The following is a 19,094-nucleotide window of genomic DNA, read 5'->3' on the forward strand; positions in this document are numbered from 1 at the left end:
AGATTCTCTCAACGGCTTATCGAAACAGCGATGAGCGACTGACCATAAGCGATTAGAAAAGGTTTCCCCGCTCCGGGTGTGCGTCACCTTTCACGGCGATAAAAGTACTCAGCTCTGAGGTAGTAGAATGGCAAATACTCGCCCCAATGCATTAAGCTTTGCAGTGGCCGTTGCAATCAGCTCTTCCATCATGGCCACAGACGCAATGGCCGAGCGCAAACTGCAGACAAAATCCGCTGATATTCTGAACAAAGGACATACAGAGTATACCCGGAGCGAAGTCATAGTTAAGCAAACTTTGGACAATGACCAGCAACCAATACCCAAATCCTGCACAACCACCTACCCTGATCAGACTCAGGTCAGAGCAGACTACGAACTGCCTTCTGAAGGCTTCACAGACACTCTGTCTGGCATTGGCGGCGCTTCCAGTGTTGATCTGTTTGAAACAGACGAGAAGGACGTTGCTCAGAAATACACCAAAGTTCTCAAGATAGGTAATGAGGGGATATTCAGGTTCACCCATAACCTGGCAGAAAAGGCACTGGTCATTGAAGTCAGAAACGGAATGACCGATCAGGATTCAATTGCAGCAGTTCGAAATCAAGTAGGCGACCTCCAGTCATTAGAACCCTTAACGAAAGTTGCCAGCCCCGAACAACTGGCCAGAGTGCTGAAAGGTGCGCACGAAAGAGCGGGACAACTTGGCGAAATGGATAACTATGTTGCCCTTGCCACTATTGAAGTAGATGAAGTGAATGTGAAAGGGCGTACTTTCATGCGTCTTATCGCTGCCAACGATCAGCCTCCTGATTTAGTGCGCCTGGGTCAATCGCTCTTTGTCAATGATGAAGTGCTTTTCGCAGCAGCTACCTCTGCCTATACCCAGGTTCATGTAATGGAGGAAGATTTACAACAGGAAGCCCTGAACGATCTATTGCACTGTCATCAACCCGTTGGCTATGTTGTCCACGTCGAGGATGATGCACAAGCTTATCCTGTGCCTGTAGGCTACCCAAGACTGGAAGTGACTGAGACTCCGGGAGAAGTTATTGTTTTCCGTGGTCAGAAGCAAAACCCGGCCGATGTCGCTTTTGTGGAGGAGCTCTATAACATGTGGGCGGAAGAGGCCCGTAATCCCCTCTCTGCAGCAAAAGCACAAATCAAAAAAGATAAGGTCAAAGGCTACCAGCACACCATCCGAAGCAGGCAGATGGCACTGCTGGAGAATTTGGCTGTAGAGCTACATACTGAAGAAGATAGCCAAGCGACGCTTCAATACGAAGAGGATCTGTGGACACTGATACACTATGAATATCTTGAGCAGGCATTGACCAGTGCAACTTCAGATGGAGCAGATGAATTTGAACTCACAGTAGAACAGATCGAAGACGCTTTCCCGGTCCTCACATCGACCTGGGTGCTTAATCGGCTCGAAAAACGCTTCAGCTTCAAACCTGCACTTAGAAATCTTCTGACTAACCCACTCTTTATTCAGACTATTCAGGAAGAGATAGTGGATGACAGTTATCTTAATCAGCTGCAGGACGATACTCTTGAAGTCATAGAAAAGCTTACTTCCAAACCCATAAGCGACATATCCAGACAGATGAATGAGATGGATGATAAGCAGGTATTCTTGCTAATAAAAGAACTCAGTCTCAGGCATCTTAGAAAAGAGATAAATCTCGAAACGCAGAAAGACACTATCAGTGAAAGAGGGAGACTCAGAGCAGATCAACTCAAACAACAAATTAACAAGGAGCTTATACAACTTCGTCAAGAGCGGGCACAAGAGAAAAAATTGATGCAGAAGCTTGAACAGGAAGTCGAATGTAATCCAGAGCAGTCAATAAAAACTCATGGCGCCAGAATAAGAGCCAGAATAGCTCGCAGTGCTCAAATGGCAAAAGAACTTGGTATCGATAACTGGGATGATACCAAGCCAAACGAAGAACAACTCAGGATCATTGCAAAAGAAATTGGTAAAATCAATCGATGGGTTGTCGCAATATTTACCGCAACAGGTCAGTCTGATGACAAAACTGTAAAAGCAAAACCGGCGGCCACTGAACGTGAGCGAGGTGTTGATTCGGTCAAAGAATTCAGTCTGGGTTACCTTCAGTACATTCAACAGCTGCTGCGACAAAACAGAGAAGTCACCGATGAACAAGTCCGGAAAAGACTGGCTATCGTAGAAAGTAAGCTCGGTCTGGTTCCGAAAAACGAAGATGAGCTTGAAGCCGATTACCAATACCTTCCCCAGCACCTTGAGAAGCTGGAAGCCTATCTTGAGCAAGAACGTGTTCAGGATATTCAAAACCTGGAGGAAGATCTGAAAAAAGCGAAAAGCCGAGCACGGAAAATTGTGCGCAAAGAAGTCGAGCGAATACCAATACAGAAGAAAGAGGTTCGTGAATCAATAGCTGCAGACAGTCAACATTACAACACTCAACTGGCAGCAGAGCTTGGCATTGATAACTGGGATGTTACCCTGCCGCTGGAAGAACAAACCAGACTCATCAGCCAAAAGCTTTATGAAATCAAGCACTCGACTGCCGCAACAGGACAGCACCAGAAAGAGGCTGCAAAAGAAAAACTGGCGACCATCGAAAGCATGCACAACATTACTCCAAAAAATGAAAACGATCTGGATGCCCGCTATCATTTCATTCAACAGCACCTGCAACAAAAGGCAAAACTAACCGATCGAAAAATCCAGAATAGTCTGTCATACATTGAAGATAAGCTCAGTCTGGTCCCGGATTGCGATGAAGATACGGAAGCTCGTTGTCAGGCCATTCTGCAACACCTTGAAGAGCAGGAAGCGGAGACTGAACAACAACCTCTTCGACAACCTCTTCGACAACAAAGCACCACTGAGAAACTTCAGCGGGAACCCAAACGAACTCCAAAGCTGGAACAAAAAATTCATGACGCCAGAGCAGATGCCACAAAAGTTCGCAACGCTCAAATGGCAACAGAGCTTGATATTGATAACTGGGATGATACCCAGCCAGCCGAAGAACAAGCCAGACGCATCAGTAGAAAAATTCGTAAAATCAGGCAAGCGGAAGCTAAAACACATGCCGCAACAGCAAAGTCTGATAAAGAGGCTGTAAAAGCAAAACCGGCCACCATTGGAGACAAGCACTCTCTTATTTTGGTCAATGAAGACGATCTGGGTAGCCTTCTTTTCATTCATAATCAGCTGAAGAAAAACTCAGCAGCAGTCCGGGAAAAACTGGCTACCTTTGAAGGACAGCTCGGCCTGGTTCCGAACCATCAGGATAATCTTGAAGCCCGTCGCCGGGCCATTCTGAAGCGCCTTAAGCAGCAGGGACGTGAGGTCTTTCAACAACATTTTCAGAATCAACAAGAGCAGGAAGCACAGAAAAGCTGGTTACAGAAAGACTGGTTACAGAAACTTCAGCAGGAAGCAGGACAAGTTCCATCTCTGGCACAACAAGTCCATGATGCCAGAACAGGTGCCACAAAGGTTCGCAATGCTCAAATGGCAGCAGAGCTTGGTATTGACAACTGGGATGATGCCCAGCCAGTCGAAGAACAAGCCAGACTCATCAGAAATAAAATTGTTGAAATCAAGCAATGGGTTGCAGCAACAGAGCAGCCTGACAAAGAAGCTGTAAACGTAAAACCGACGGTCATTATAGGCAAGCGAGATATTATTTCGGTTAATGAAGACGATCCGGTTATTCTTCAGTCCATTCAACAACACATGCAACAAAAGGAAGAACGAACCGATCAGGAAATCCAGAATAGTCTGAGTGTCATTGAACGTCGGCTCGGTCTGGTCCCGGATAGTAAAAAGACCCTGGAATTTCGTTGCCGTGCAGTTCGGGAACACATAAGGATGCAAGACGCTCAGACCGAAATAGAGCTGGCAAAACGGAAAAACTCGATACTGAGCCTTCAGGTAGAGATTGAACGAAATCAAATTGTGAGAAAAGAAGTTCGTGAAGTCTTAGCCGCCGCCAGAGAGGATTACAACACTCGAATGGCAGCGGCGCCTGGTATTGATGACCGGGATAATACCCAGCCACCCGAAGAACAAGCCAGACTTATCAGTCAGAAAGTCCACGAAGTCGAGCAACCCCTTGCCGCAACATCGAATGCCGCAACATCGATTGCCGCAACATCGGTTGCCGCAACAGGTCAGCCCGGAGAAGAAGCTTTCAAAGAAAAACTTGCGGCCATAGAAAAAGCCCTGGAGTTGGATCACCAGGATCGCGAGGACGATGTCTATAACCGCCGTAACGCCATTTCTGAAGAAATTCACACATACATTGCAGAAGCCGGGAAGAATGCAGAGAAGGAGGCTCTGGAAATACTGGAAACAGTAGAAGAAATATTCAAACTCGAAATCAACCAGGATGATCTCAAAACAACGAGGCTCGAGAGGGTTCGCAGAAAGCTAAAAAGCGGTGATGTCTCAGAATCCATGCTGAATGAGATAGACGCTGTTATCTGGAAAATAGAAAGCTCACTTGGATACCACATCGCAAAAAAAATTGAGATACTTCAAAAATTTATTACCTTTCATGTCGAAACCCCGGATGTCGATGGGCAGGTCACAAAGCAACAGAGAAAGATGCTTGAAGCTGTAGAAGACGAGCTGAACATCGACACCAGTGAAAACCCTTCTGCGAAAGAAAGAGGCAGGGGTTTTGCCGCTGAACTGGCATTGGATCTGGATGTAGAGTTTGAAAAAGGCGCCAGCCTGAATGACCAGAAGTATGCTCTAAGTAACAAAATTCAGGCATTAAGGGAAAAAGTAAACGACCATTACGACACTGAAGAGCTCACCAGAGATGCAAACAATGAAATCGCTCGGCAACTTGACATTGAGGGCTATAAGGATGATGCCCCTTTAGAGGATCAGATCAGTCTTATTGAAAAAACCCTTCAGGAGCTGGATGAAGAAGTTGACATAGTGGGTCGGCCTAAAATTTATGATCGTATCGCAGCCATTGAAGATGAACTTGACAGGCAAATGGCTGGCCTGGGTGAATCCCGATACGTTCCTGATCGTGACTTAGCCACAGCCAGACGAGAAGTAAAAGAAGCTGAAAGTGAGCTGGCAGATGTTCATCGCAAACTGAATACCCTTCCTGACAATGAAGACGACACGGCTCTCTATCGGGTAATGAACGGTGACATCAATGAGAAGAGTAAAACCTTGCAAGAGTACGAAATAGCCCGTCAGGAAGGTGAAATTGAATCCGGAAAAGCAGATATTGAGGGAATGGAGGAAGCGCTGAAGGCCGACGAGAAAGCCGCCGAAAATGATGGCTGTCCCTTCCGGTACAGTCCCTTCCAGTATACGCCGGGTGAGGCAGAAGCTCTGGACGCTATCCGCAAATTCAGTCGGCAGCACCCTCTGAAAAAACAAGCGCTGGAAGCCGCAATAGGTCTGGCACAATTAGCAGCAGCAAGAGGCAAACTAAGTACCATCGTACCGATTTTTAACTTGTACGATGAATTTGCACCGATTCGCCTGCATGCAATGTTCGGTGTGACGATTAATCAGGCTCGTCGTATTGTGGAAGTCTTCCAGAACCTGAAGACGGTCTTCCGGATATATCCCTACGAGTCTTTATTAGAAAATCAAATTCATCGTCTGAATACCATGGATGAAATTCAGACTCTGACGCAGAAGGTCATCAATGAGATGGGAAGAGGGACCCAAGAATACGACAACGCAATTCACGGCATAGGCTCAGCGGGCATTCACTTGGTTGAGCATTCAGCAGAGGACCAGAAAAGCATCTCGGAGTACTTCTCAACCGACACCGCCAATGGCAAAAAGATCATAAGTCTGCTGCGTGAAGGACTGATCAGCAAGATTGAATTAGAGAGTTATATCAAAGCCGCCAGAGGTGTCGATGGTTATCAGACAGTGGCTGAATTTGAACATTTCCTTGGTTATAAACACGGGGTGCATGCAATAGAATTCTGGAAGATTGTCCGGATGCTGCCCGACAAGGCTGTTGAAGAACTCATACAAAATGCCTTTACTCCTGTGGTTGTGGCTGCAACGGGCCCGACAGGTATAAAAGAGTCGGTTGCCGGCGTAACAGATTACACTGCAGCTGTTATCGCCAACTATGTTCTTGACGATATTGCCTTTGAAAATGGCCGAAAGACGGCAGCATTCCTGACCCACGTTCAGGATACCCTGACACCTTATGCCAATGCTGTCGGCCTGTCTGAATCAGACCGGATCAAGATTTTCCATGACCTATTGATGCAGGCTCATGCCACTGCGGTTGAGCAGCAGCTAAAGGATTACTGGATCAAACCTTCAGCCTCCCTGGCACAGGCTGTCACATGGTACTACTCCAGCTATAAACCCTTACTGGTAGCTCATACTGCCTGGGAGGCCATCGGGCTGTCCCTCTCAAACCTGTCGTTCCTTTATCTTCTGGATCTGACCAACAGGGGAGATTACCTGCACCGGATGCTGACACCTTTTCAAAACTGGATGGATCACTACGGTATTGATCCTGACCGAACCGGCCAATCTGCCTGCCACAATGGAATTGAACAAATCTCTGAAGCAGGCGGGCTGGCCATGCCATTGGGCAAGGCCGCTTCCTCAGTCATTCTGCTGAGAACCAGCTCCATGCTGTTTGCCAGACAGTACAACGCCAATCCTCATAGCTATCGTAGTATTACCCATCTGGTGCCCGAAATAGTGCAATCCATGAATTCTGGAGGGATACAGGTACCACTGCTGCACCGGGTAACACCACAAAAAGTGAAAACTCTGGCCTCTGCCACCGCCGGTCTGGTGTTGGGTCCGGTAGCCACTGTCGGATCATACGCCCACGGTCTTGTATCTGGATTTACCTATGCCCAGACATTCGGTTTCGCTCTGGTAACCAGTCTCACTTACGACTTTTTTATGAACGACAACAAGATGCTCACCCAATGGCTGGCTGGCCCCCTGGGACGTAGTCTTGACAAAATTAATCGCTGGCAGGGCGTGGGTGAAACAGACGATGAATATGTGAAACGGACCGCCGTCGTTTCACCTCAGGGCTTCAGTGAATCCGACGAAGAGTATGCAACCCGTGTTAAAGCAAGCAACAATATGTTGGGCTGGACGCGACACGAAAATTATCTGCAATTTCGTGAACGCCGTGATCGCACCATGAAGATGTTCGAGAACAGCTGGGAGAAATACTTCAGGGAATATGTGCCTAAATGGTCATTCTCCCATGCAGAAAGTTTTCCTTACTTCTACACTCTTGGAGCCTTGTACGAATGGCAACGGGGCGATAATCAGAAGTTGGCACCGGATGCAACCTTTTCTTCTGAGCCCACAAAGACCTCAAAGAGCCTGAAGCGAATCAAGGCAATTGACATCCATTAGCGACTGAGAGCAATGAGCGTTTGTAAGTTGCTCCCTCGCCTGGTGTGGCAATCATTTTTCACGCTAATAAAAAGTACTCACCTCTGAGGTAGCAGAATGACAAATGCTCATCACAATGCGTTAAGCCTTGCAGTGGCCGTTGCAATCAGCTCGTCTCTCGTTGGTCCACAGGTATTGGCCGATCGCAGGCTGCTGACAAAATCTGTCGATGTTACGGGCAATGGTCATGTGGAGTTTACCCAGAGTGAGGTTATTGTTCTGCGAACTATAGGTCATGACGAACAGCCAATACCCAAATCTTTTACCACCATCTACCCTTATCAGCCTCAGGAAAGTGAAGACTATGTCCATCCCTGCTTAAGCTTGACAAGAGTTCTTTCTGGCATTGGTAGTGGCGTCTACAGTGTTGATCAGTTTGAAACAGACGAGAATAACGTTGCTCAGAAATACACCAAAGTCCTGGAGGTAGGTGATGAAGGAGTCTTCAGGTTCACCCATAACCTTGAAGAAAAGAAGTTGGTCATTGAAGTCAGAGGCGGAATGACCGATCAGGATTCAGTCAAGGCTGTTCGTGATCAATTGGGCAGCCTTCAATCATTAGAACCGTTAACGAAAATCGCCAGCCCCATACAGCTGGCTTTTTTACTGGAAGGTGCCGACGACAGAGAGGGAAGCCTTGGCAAAAGTGATCACTATGTTGCCCTTGCCACCGTTGAAGTAGAAAAAGTTGAAGTAAATGGGCGCACCTTCATGGGTCTTATCGCTTCGGGCGATCGCCCCCCTGAAGTGCAAAGTATGGGTCAATCACTCTTTGTCAACGACGATGTTCTCCTGACAGCAGCCGCTTCTGCCTATATCCAGGTTCATGTCCTGGGAGAGAACTTACAACAGCAGGCTCTTAATGAACTATTAGCACACAACAAACCCGTCGGCTATGTTGTACACGTCGAGGAAGACACACAGGCTTATCCTGTGCCTGAGAATTATCCAATACTGGAAGTGACTGAGGCCACGGGAGACACTATTGTTTTCCGTGGTCAGAAGCAGAACCCGGCCGATGTCACTTTTGTGAAAGCTCTCTCTGACATCTGGAAGAGAGAATTTAATAACAATGCCCCCCCTCCTGAAGCAACAGCGCAGGTTAAAAAAGACAGAATCGAAAGCTACCGGTACATCATTCGGAGCAAGCAGATGGCTCTCCTTGAGGAGCTGGCTGCACAGCACAATTACGGACCTGACAATGCCGGACAAACGACGTTTGAATACGATGGTAAGCTGTCGATGCTTGCATACTATGAATATCTTCAGCAGGCTTTGACCTCTGCTACTTTGGACGGAGCAGATGAATTTGAATTGACAATACCCCACCTCAGATTCGCTTCGTCGTTTATCACGCCAACCTGGATCCATCTTCAACTCGCAGAATACTTCGGCTTCAAACCCGTACTTAGAAATCTCCTGACTAACCGGCATTTTGTTCAGAATCTTCACCAGGTTATACCCATTGTCACCAAAACGTTTAGCGATACTTTTAGCAAAGACAAAAGCTTTACTTCCAAAGTCGTTGCTGACCTTACCGGGAAGCTGCTTGAGATAGAAAGCCTGCGGGAAAAGCTACAGCATAAAGAGGCCGGACTCACCGGGATAAGCAGATCATCAGATCGCGCAACCGCAGCAGCGATTGCCAACAACAGGCAAACCCTGACAGTAAAACGAACCCCGGGGCCGGTGAAACAACCTCGTGATGCCGGGTCAAAAGCCCCATACATTGACAACACGGAACGATTAGCAGAATCCGACATTGGTGACTCTGATGATAGCCCGCCACCAGCAAAACAAGCCAGACTCACCAGTATAAGAACTCATGGAACCAATCTAGCGGTGGCCACAACAGAAAAGCCTGAAATAGCAGCTGCGATCAAAGCCCGCTATGCAACCATTGCCTCATATTTAAACATTCAGGATTTTGATAGCAATGATGATATCAATAATCAGGAAAAACATTTGCTTCAGAAAATTAAGGCATTGGATGATCAAAAAAAACAACTGATTCGTGAACAGGAAAGTCTTTTTCAGAAGCCTCAGACGGTGGATGTTGAACTTAATGCAGAGAATGCTCACGCCAGGGCCAAAAAAGGTGCTCTGGCAGCAGTTCTTGGTATTGAGCCAGGTGACGGCAGCATACCAGAAGACGATGTCCTGGAAAAAATGGTATACACCAGGCTCTTCAGGCTTGCAGAGCTGGAAGAAGAACTGGCTGACTTCAAAACACCCGGCCACCCCAAAATCAGGCCTGAAGTAATTAAGACTCTGAATGCCGTACTAAAAGTTCTGCGGCAAAGTGTAAGTAATCGGAACGAAGACCTGCACATCCAACGCTGGGACATTTCCGATCACATGCGGGCATACATCAGAGACGCCAGAGAATATGCAGAGTTTGTAGCATATAGGATACTGGAAGACGTAGAAGCAGAACTCAGTATCAACCTCAATGAAGAGGATAACAAAACAACAAGACTCACCCGGATTCTTAAAATACTTAACAACGCTGATCTCTCAGACAACACACTGGCTGAGATACTGGATGAGCTGGATGGCACCCTCTGGGCCTATGAAAGCAGAGCTCTGGATTGGGATGATCTCATACGCATCAAGCTGCATGCTTACCTTCATCATAAATTCGAAGACTCCGACCCGGATAACCCGACCGGAAAACAACAGCTCGATCTGCTGAAAGAAGTAGAAGCAATACTCCGCATCCCATGGGAAGAAGAGAAAGACCTGGCAGCAAGACTGGCCTGGGTTCGTGAAGTACTTGACAAAGACTTGACCTCTGAATACATGATGGAAGAAATAGATGATACCCTCTGGCAAAAAGACAGCGAAGCTCTTAACCCAAGGGAGCTCGTAGTCAAAAAGCTTAGTGCGATTCTTACCTATAAAACCAAAGATTCGTGTCTGGATAAGCAAGCCAGAGATCAACAGGCAAGTATGCTTGATGCTATAGAGTTCAAGCTGAGTATCAATCCTCATGAAAACCTTGCTGCCAAAGAAAGAGGCAAGGCTTTCACTACTAAACTGGCCAGTGATCTGAAGGTAGCTTTTGCAGAGGATGACAACCTGCCTGCCCGGAAGGATGCTCTGAGAGGCAAAATTCAGGCATTAATGGATGAGCTACATGAAGCCTGCGACGATGAAGCTGTCAGAAGAGCCAGAAACAATGAAGTGGCTCATCAACTCAACATTGAGGATTATAAAGAAGATGCCACTATCGACGACCAGAACAGTCTGATTGAAACAACACTCCAACAGCTCGATGAAGACGTTTTCAATGCCGATCAGCCCGACATTAATGAGCGCATTGCAGACATCGAAAATGAACTTGACAGGCAAATGGCTCGCCTGGGTCCCAAACCCCGATTCGTTCTTGATCGTGAGCTAGCCACTGCCAGACGAGCACTGAAAGAAGCTGAAAGTGATCTGACGGGTGTTTATAAGCAACTGAATATGCTTTGTGGCAAACGTGCGGCATTTGCGGGGAACCGTGCTGACCTCCAGCATACCTCGGAGGATGACAACAGGGTCCTCAATCAGGCAATTAAGGGTCTGGACGAAAGCGATATCCCCGGGGAAGCACAGGGTGAACTGCCTCTGGCAAGGAAAAATTACAATCAGGTCACGGAATTCCTGCGTGAGCATGACAGGAAAAGCAGAGATGTAGCCAATGTAAAACAAGACCCGGAGCATGAGGCGCTTCTTGAAGCCGCTGAAGAAGCCATGGGTCTTACACCAGACTCCACTGACACCTGTCAAGACCGGGTTGATGCCCTGAGAAACAGGCAGCTAAAACTGGGCGGGAATGATGGTACTGGCGGCAAGATTGGGCAACTGGTTCAGGAAAGAGATTATCTGGAAGCTCAGATTGAAACCAGGAAAGCTGACATTGAGTCAATGAAGAAAGCCCTGAAGACGGCAGAGACAGCCGTCGAAAATGACGGCGGTCCCTTCCAGTACACGCCGGAACAGGCAAGAGTACGGGCCGTCATAGACGATTTCACGCAGCATAACGCTCTCAAACAACAAGCTCTGGAAGCCGCGCTGGGTTTGGCAGAACTGGCAGTGAAGAGCGATAATGAAATCTCCTGGATTACGACTTTCGATTTTGACGATGAATTGGCAACCGTTCATTTGCGGATGCTGGTTGGCGACAATCTGTCTTTTAATCAGGCCAGTCGGATTGTAGAAGTCTTCAAGAGCCTGAAGACGAGCTTCCCGGACCCCCCTTTCTGGTCTGAAGAAGATCAGCCTGTGAATATCATGGCACAAATCTACATGCTTGTTTGCGTGACCAGGAGTCAGTTGGGAAAAGGGGCCCAACAATACGATGACGAAGTGAACGGCATGGGTCAAAGAGCCATTCACTATGTCGAGCACATACCAGGTGACCTGAAAGACTTTTCGCAATACCTGGCTGCCCATTCCGCCAATTGTAACAAGATCATAACTCTGCTGCGTGAAGGTCTGATCAGCAAGGTTGAACTTGAAAACTACGTAAAGGCCGTCAGAAGTGCCGATATGGGGGCCGCCAGAGGTTTTCACAGAGCGGCTGAGTTTGAATTCTTCCTTTACTACAGACACCGTGTCAATTTGCCTCTGTTCAACACCATTGTCCATATGCTGTCCGACAAGGGTGCAGAGGAATTCATGCAAAGCGTCTTTACCCCTGTGACCGTGACCAGGACTGGCCCGGCGGGCATTAAAGAGTCTGTTGACGGCATGAAAGAGTATGCCGCTGCTGTCATCGCCAACTATGTTCTTGACGATATTGCCTTTGACAATGGCCGCAGAACGGCAGCCTTTCTGACCAATGTTCAGGATACCCTGACTCCTTATGCCAATGCTGCCGGACTCTCTGAAACCGAATTGATCAAGGCTATCCATGGCACATTGATGCAGGCTCATGGCGCAGCGGTTGAGTATCAGCTCAACAACTACTGGGGCAAACCTTCAGCCTTTCTGGTACAGGCCGTCACCTGGTACTACTCCAGCTTCAAACCTCTGCTGGTGACCCATACCACAGTGCAGGCTGCCGAGCAGTCTCTCTTGAACATGTCATTCCTCTATCTTCTGGATCTGACCAACCGGGGTGATTATCTGCACCGGATGCTCATACCTTTCCAGCACTGGCTGGAACGCGTCGGTGTTGATTCTGACCGAACCGTGCAATATGCCTACCACAGCGGAATTGAAAAAGTTTCTGAAGTGGGCGGGCTGGCCATGCCATTGGGTAAGGCCGCCTCTTCAGTCATTCTGCTGAAAACCGGCTCCATACTCTTTGCCAGACAGTACAACGCCAACCCGCAGATGTATCGCAGCATGTCCCGTCTGTTGCCAGAAATAGTCAAATCCATGGGTTCCGGACAAAGGATTCAGTTGCCGCAGCTGCACAGGGTTACACCACAAGTAGTGAAAACCCTGGCCTCAACAGCCGGCCTGGTGCTGGGCCCGGCAGCCACCTTGGGAATACACGTCCAAGGACTTTTACCCGGCTTTACCCATGCCCAAACATTCGAAGTAGTCAAATCCATGAGTACCGGACCAGGGATTCAGGTGCCGCTGCTGCCCAGGGTGACACCACAAAAAGTGAAAACTCTGGCCTCTGCCACAGCGGGACTGGTGCTGGGCCCGGTAGCCACGGTCGGAGCATACGCCTATGGCCTTATATCCGGATTCACTTATGGCCAGACCTTCGGATTCGCTCTGGCGTCGAGTCTCACTTTCGACTTTTTTATGAACGACAACAAAATGCTCACTCAATGGCTGGGTGGCCCTCTGGGTCGAAGTCTTGACAGGATTAATCGCTGGCTGGGCGTGGGTGAAACGGATGATGAATATATAAAAAGGTCGGCCATTGCCCCACCTCAGCGCTTCAATGAAAACGATGAAGCCTACGCAAAACGAGTTAAAGCAAACAACGCCCTGTATGGCTGGACTCGACACGAAAACTATCTGCAGTTCCGTGAACGCCGGGATCGCACCATGAAGCTATTCGAGAATGGCTGGGAGAAATACTTCAGAGAAAATGTACCTAAATGGTCGTTTTCCCATGCAGAAAGTATTCCTTACTCCTACACTCTGGGAGCCTTCTATGAGTTGCGACAGGGCGATGATCCAAAAATTCAGGGTCATGATAAGAGCAATGCCCCCAATCAAAATCTCTATCTGTAACCATGAGCCACTGAAGGCTATGGATCATTAAAAGCTGCTTCCCTGTCCGGCGTAGCCATCACTTTTTCAGGGTAATAAAGTACTCTGCTCTGAGGTAGTAGAATGACAAGAGTCCGCCCCAATGCCTTGAGCCTGACAGTGGCCGCTGCAATCAGCTCTTCCATCTCTGTTACGGACGCACTGGCCGATCGCAGGCTGCAGATAAAATCTATCGATATTCCGGGCAATGAACAGGTGGAGTTCGTCCAGAGCGAGGTCATCGTTAAGCCAACTTTAGGTCATGACCAGCAGCCGTTACCCAAATCCTTTACAACCACCTACCCTGATCAGACTCAGATCCGAAGGGGCTATAAGGTTCCTTCCGAAGGCTTCACAGATGTTCTCTCAGGTATCAGCGGTGGCGTTTCCAGCGTTGACCTGTTTACAACAGACAACAACAACGCTGCTCAGAAATACACCAAAGTCCTGAAGGTCGGTGATGAAGGGGTCTTCAGGTTCACCCATAACCTTGCAGGAGAGAAACTGGTCATTGAGGTAAGGGAGGGAATGACTCATCAGGATTCAATTACGGCTGTTCGTGCTCAATCAGATGACCTCCCATCATTGGAACCGTTAACAAAAATCGCCAGCCCCTCACACCTGGCCGGAGTGCTCAAGGGTGCGTACGAAAGAGCAGGCAACCTTGGCAAGGCTGATCACTATGTTGACCTGGTCACCATTGATGTGGACGAATTTGAAGTGAACGGGCGCACCTTCATGCGTCTTATCGCTGCAGGTGATCAACCTCCGGAACTGCAGCGCCTGGGGCAGTCGATCTTTGTCAATGATGAGGTTCTTTTAGCTGCAGCCACCTCTGCCTATACCCAGGTTCATATTCTTGGGAAACATTTACAACAGGATATTCTGGAGGATTTGCTGTCATACCAGCAGCCCGTCGGCTATGTTGTCCATGCTGAGGACAACACACAGGTATACTCTGTGCCTGAGGGTTATCTGAAACTGGAGGTGACTGAAGCTACGGCGGACAGGATTGTTTTCCGTGGTCAGAAGCAAAATCCGGCTGATGTCGCTTTTGTGGAATGTCTCTATAACCTCTGTGAACAATCTGACGCTAATGACAATGACAATGACAAAATTGCACGGGTTAAAAAAGACAAGGTCAAAAGCTACCAGTACGCCATTCGAAGTACGCAGATGGCGCTGCTTGAGGAATTTGCTGACAATTTAGCTATACAACAGGATGCTGAACTGGACCAGGATAAACTTGCGATACTTGCATACTATGAATCTATACAGCAGGTATTAACCATTGTTAGTCAGGATGCAACCGATGAATTCGAATTGACAGCAGGACAGATCGTAGTCACGACATCGGTCATCACGCCGGGCTGGATGCTGGTTCAACTCGAAAAAATCTTCAGCTTTAAACCCCTACTCAGAGACCTCCTGAACAGTCGGCATTTTTTTCTCAATGTTCAAAGAGGTACAGACATTCTCAACGAACTGCTGATGAGGGGCTTTGCCCTTGTCGAAGACACAAACTTAGTTAAAAAAGTCATTGCTAACATGGTCCGTAAGGACCTTGAGTTGGACAACACGCAGGCAGAGCTGCAGGCAAAAATCAAAGCCCACTATGCAACCATTGCCGCACATTTAAACATTCAGAATTTTGATAGCAATGCAGATGTTGATGCTCAGCAAGAAAGACTGCTTGAAGAAATCAATACATTGAATGCTCAAAAGCAACGCCTGCTTCAGGAAGTTCAGACAATGCACGATCAAGAGTTTGCTGAGGATTCTTACACCAGGGTCAAAACCAGCGCTCTCACTACGGTCCCTGGCACTGACAGCCCACCAGGCACACCCGATGACACTGCCCTGGAAGCAATGTTATATACCAAACACTTCAGGCTTAAGGCACTGGAAGAAGCGCTGGAAGACATCAGAACACCGGGCCACCCGAAAGCCTGGCCTGAAGTACTTGAGAAGCTGAGTGCCTTAGAAAAAGTCCTTCACCGGGGTGACCCTGATCAAGACGACGATGTGTATCTCCGTCGCCAGGACATTTCTAAAGGCATACAGGAATACATCAGAAATACCAGACGGCTGGCTGAGAAAAGGGCCCGGAACATACTGGAAGTCGTAGAAAAAGAACTCAACCTCAAAGTCAGCGAAGAGGATGACAAAGCAACAAGACTCAACAGAGTTTTTATAATACTTAACAGTGATCTTCTCTCAGATGAGATACTGGATAAGATAGAGAATGAGATAAGTGACATCTCGTGGGCCTGGGGGTGGGTCTATAAACTCGAAGCCACTGAACAACAGACCGACCGGCTGGAAGCCTCAGAAAAAACACTCAACATCAAATTCAATAAAGAGAATGACAAAGCAGCAAGACCTGCCCGGATTTATACAATACCTGACGGCGATGATAGCTATGAAAATGCCCTGGATCAGATACATCAAACCTTCTGTAAAGAAGACAGCACAATTCTGGACGAGAGCAGTCTCAAACTCACCAAGATTCGTGCGATTCTCAACTATAAAATCGACGATTCGTACCTGGATATGCAAATCAGAAAACAACAGACAGGTTTGCTTGGAGCTATAGAGAACGAGCTGAGCATCTACCCTGATGACAACGATGCGGCTAAAGAGAGAGGCAAGGCTTTCACTGTCAAACTGGCCAAAGAGCTTGATGTCGCCTTTGATCAGGATGACGACCTGTCTGATCAGAAGGCTACCCTGAGAACCAAAATTCAGGAATTAATCGAAAAATTAGCGGCACTCTATGATGATGAAGCTGCCAGAAGAGTCTGGAACAATGAAATAGCTCATCAACTCAACATCCGGGATTATAAAGAAGATGCCACTATCGACGACCAGAACCGTCTGATTGGAAAAAAACTCCAAAAGCTGGATAAAGAAGTTTTCAATGTCGATCAGCCTGACGTTAATGAGCGTATTGTAGCCATCGAGAATGAGCTTGACCGGCAAATGGCTCGTCTGGGGCCCAGGCCCCGATACGTTCTTGATCGTGAGCTGGCTCAGGCCAGACAGGCAATACAAAAAGCTGAAAGTGAGCTCGAGACTGCTAATCAAAGACTGAATGCTATTAGTAACAAACAAGTGGCAGCGGATCTTGATGCCACTGAAGAAGCTGAGGGGCTTACACCTGACTCCACTCAGACCTGTGAAGACCGGATTAATGCCCTGAGAAACAGACAGGTACAACTGGGCGGACATGATGGAACTGGCGGCAAGATCCAGCAACTGAATCGGGAAAGGGCCCAACTGACAGCTGAGATAGCAAACAGGAAAGTCGACATTGAAAGAATGAAGGAAGTCCTGAAGACTGCAGAGAAAGCCGTCGAAAATGACGGCGGCCCCTTCCAGTACACGCCGAAGCAGGTAAAACTTCTGAGCGATATGCAAAACTACATGAAACACCACTCTATCAATAAACAAGCTCTGGAAGCTGCAATAGGTCTGACAGAATTAGCCCTGGAAAACGGTAAGGCAAGCCCCTCGCTTGTGGATTTCGATTTTGACAATGAATTTGCACCGGTTCGCCTGAGGGCAATGGTCGGAGACGGCCTGACGTTTGCCCGGGCCAGTCGGATAGTGAAAGTCTTCAAGAGCCTGATGACGAACTGCGCGCACCTGCCTCCCGGGCGAATAGCATTTATGCCTATGATTGCCCTGCTAGAAGTTCAGCTGCTGGTGAACTGGGTCAGGGGTGAGCTGCAAACCGGGGCTCAACAATACGACGAAGCCATTCACAGCATGGGCAAAACAGCCATTCACTACGTCGAGTATGAGACAGAGGACCTGAAAAGCTTCTCGGAATACTTCGCCAGCCATTCTGCCAGTGGTAACAAGATCATAACTCTGCTGCGTGAAGGATTGATCAGCAAGGTTGAACTTGAGAACTACATGAAGGCCGTCAGAGACGTCGATGGTCATCAGACAGTGGCTGACTTTGAACACTTTCTTGGCTACAAACACGGGGTCAATGTGCCTGACTTCAAAGCCGATGTCCGGATGCTGTCCGAGAAGGGTGTTGAGGAATTCATGCAAAGTGCCTTTACGCCCGTGACCGTCACTGCGTCTGGCCCGGCAGGTATGAAAGAATCTGTTGACGGCATGAAAGAGTACGCTGCCGCTGTCATCGCCAACTATGTTCTTGACGATATTGCCTTTGACAATGGCCACAGGACGGCAGCCTTCCTGACCCATCTCCAGGATACCCTGACGCCTTATGCCAATGCTGTCGGCCTGTCTGAATCAGACCTGCTCAAGGCTATCCATAACACATTAATGCAGGCTCATATCGCAGCGGTTGAGCAGCAGCTCAATGATCACTGGGTCAAACCTTCAGCCTTCCTGGTACAGGCTGTCACCTGGTACTACTCCAGTTACAAACCCCTGCTGGCGACCCACAGCGCCTGGCAGGCTGCCGATCTGTCGCTGTCAAACATGGCGTTTCTCTATCTTCTGGATCTGACCAACCGGGGTGATTACCTGCACAGAATACTCACACCTTTCCGGCACTGGCTGGAAAACTGCGGTGATGATCCTGACAGAACCGGGCAATATACCTACCACACTGGCATTGAACAAATCTCTGAAGTGGGCGGGCTGACCATGCCATTGGGCAAGGCCGCTTCTGCAGTCATTCTACTCAGAACCGGCTCCATGTTGTTTGCCAGACAGTACCACGCCAATCCTCAGATGTATCGCAGCATTTCCCGCCTGGTGCCCGAAATAGTGAAATCCATGGGTTCCGGGCAGGGGGTTCAGGTACCGCTGCTGCACAGGGTAACACCACAAAAAGTGAAAACTCTGGCCTCGGCCACAGCCGGTCTGGTGCTGGGTCCGGTAGCCACTGTCGGAGCATACGCTCATGGTCTTATATCAGGGTTTACCTACGCTCAAACCTTCGGATTCGCTCTGGCATCCAGCCTCACTTTCGACTTTTTCATGAACGACAACAAACTGCTTACTCAGTGGTTGGGTGGGCCTCTGGGTCGCAGTCTTGACAAGATTAATCGCTGGATTGGTGTGGGTGAAACACAAGATGAATATGTGAAACGTACAACTGTTGCCACACCTCAACGCTTCAGTGAAAACGATGATGACTACTCAAGCCGTGTTAAAGCAAACAACACGATGTATGGCTGGACTCGACACGAACATTATCTGCAGTTCCGTGAACGCCGGGATCGCACTATGAAACTGTTTGAGAATGGCTGGGAGAAATACTTCAGGGAAAATGTACCGAAATGGTCGTTTTCCCATGCAAAAAGTATTCCTTACTCCTACACTCTGGGTGCCTTTTATAAGTTGCAACAGGGCGATAATCAGAAAGTTCACGGTCCTGATAAGAGCAATGCCCCTCAATCAGGATTTCAATCTGCAACCATGACCCACTGACAGCCATAAGTAATTAAAAGCTGCTTCC

The 19,094-nt window shown here is 48.2% G+C and carries 3 protein-coding genes; all 3 read left to right on the forward strand.

Going from position 1 to position 19,094, the window contains the following annotated elements; all coding sequences use genetic code 11:
• Positions 1–127: 127 nt before the first annotated feature.
• The 3 genes from ACOMG9_RS16925 to ACOMG9_RS16935 all read left to right on the forward strand — a co-directional run bounded on the left by ACOMG9_RS16925 (position 128) and on the right by ACOMG9_RS16935 (position 19,066).
• A complete protein-coding gene (locus ACOMG9_RS16925; protein WP_448217747.1) occupies positions 128–7,399 on the forward strand; it encodes a hypothetical protein in 7,272 nt (2,423 codons plus the stop codon).
• A gap of 96 nt (positions 7,400–7,495) precedes the next feature.
• Complete coding sequence (locus tag ACOMG9_RS16930; protein WP_448217748.1) at positions 7,496–13,627, forward strand: hypothetical protein; 6,132 nt, start codon at positions 7,496–7,498, stop codon at positions 13,625–13,627.
• 102 nt (positions 13,628–13,729) lie between these two features.
• Positions 13,730–19,066 (forward strand): coiled-coil domain-containing protein, encoded by a 5,337-nt coding sequence (locus ACOMG9_RS16935; RefSeq protein WP_448217749.1) that lies wholly within the window; start codon positions 13,730–13,732, stop codon positions 19,064–19,066.
• The last annotated feature ends 28 nt before the right edge of the window (positions 19,067–19,094 follow it).

This window comes from Endozoicomonas sp. PH6C, from assembly GCF_059322965.1.

What these genes read in the sequence shown, in the direction of transcription:
- ACOMG9_RS16925 (WP_448217747.1), top strand. Translation starts at nt 128, where the DNA reads ATGGCAAATACTCGCCCCAATGCATTAAGCTTTGCAGTGGCCGTTGCA.
- ACOMG9_RS16930 (WP_448217748.1), top strand. Translation starts at nt 7,496, where the DNA reads ATGACAAATGCTCATCACAATGCGTTAAGCCTTGCAGTGGCCGTTGCA.
- ACOMG9_RS16935 (WP_448217749.1), top strand. Translation starts at nt 13,730, where the DNA reads ATGACAAGAGTCCGCCCCAATGCCTTGAGCCTGACAGTGGCCGCTGCA.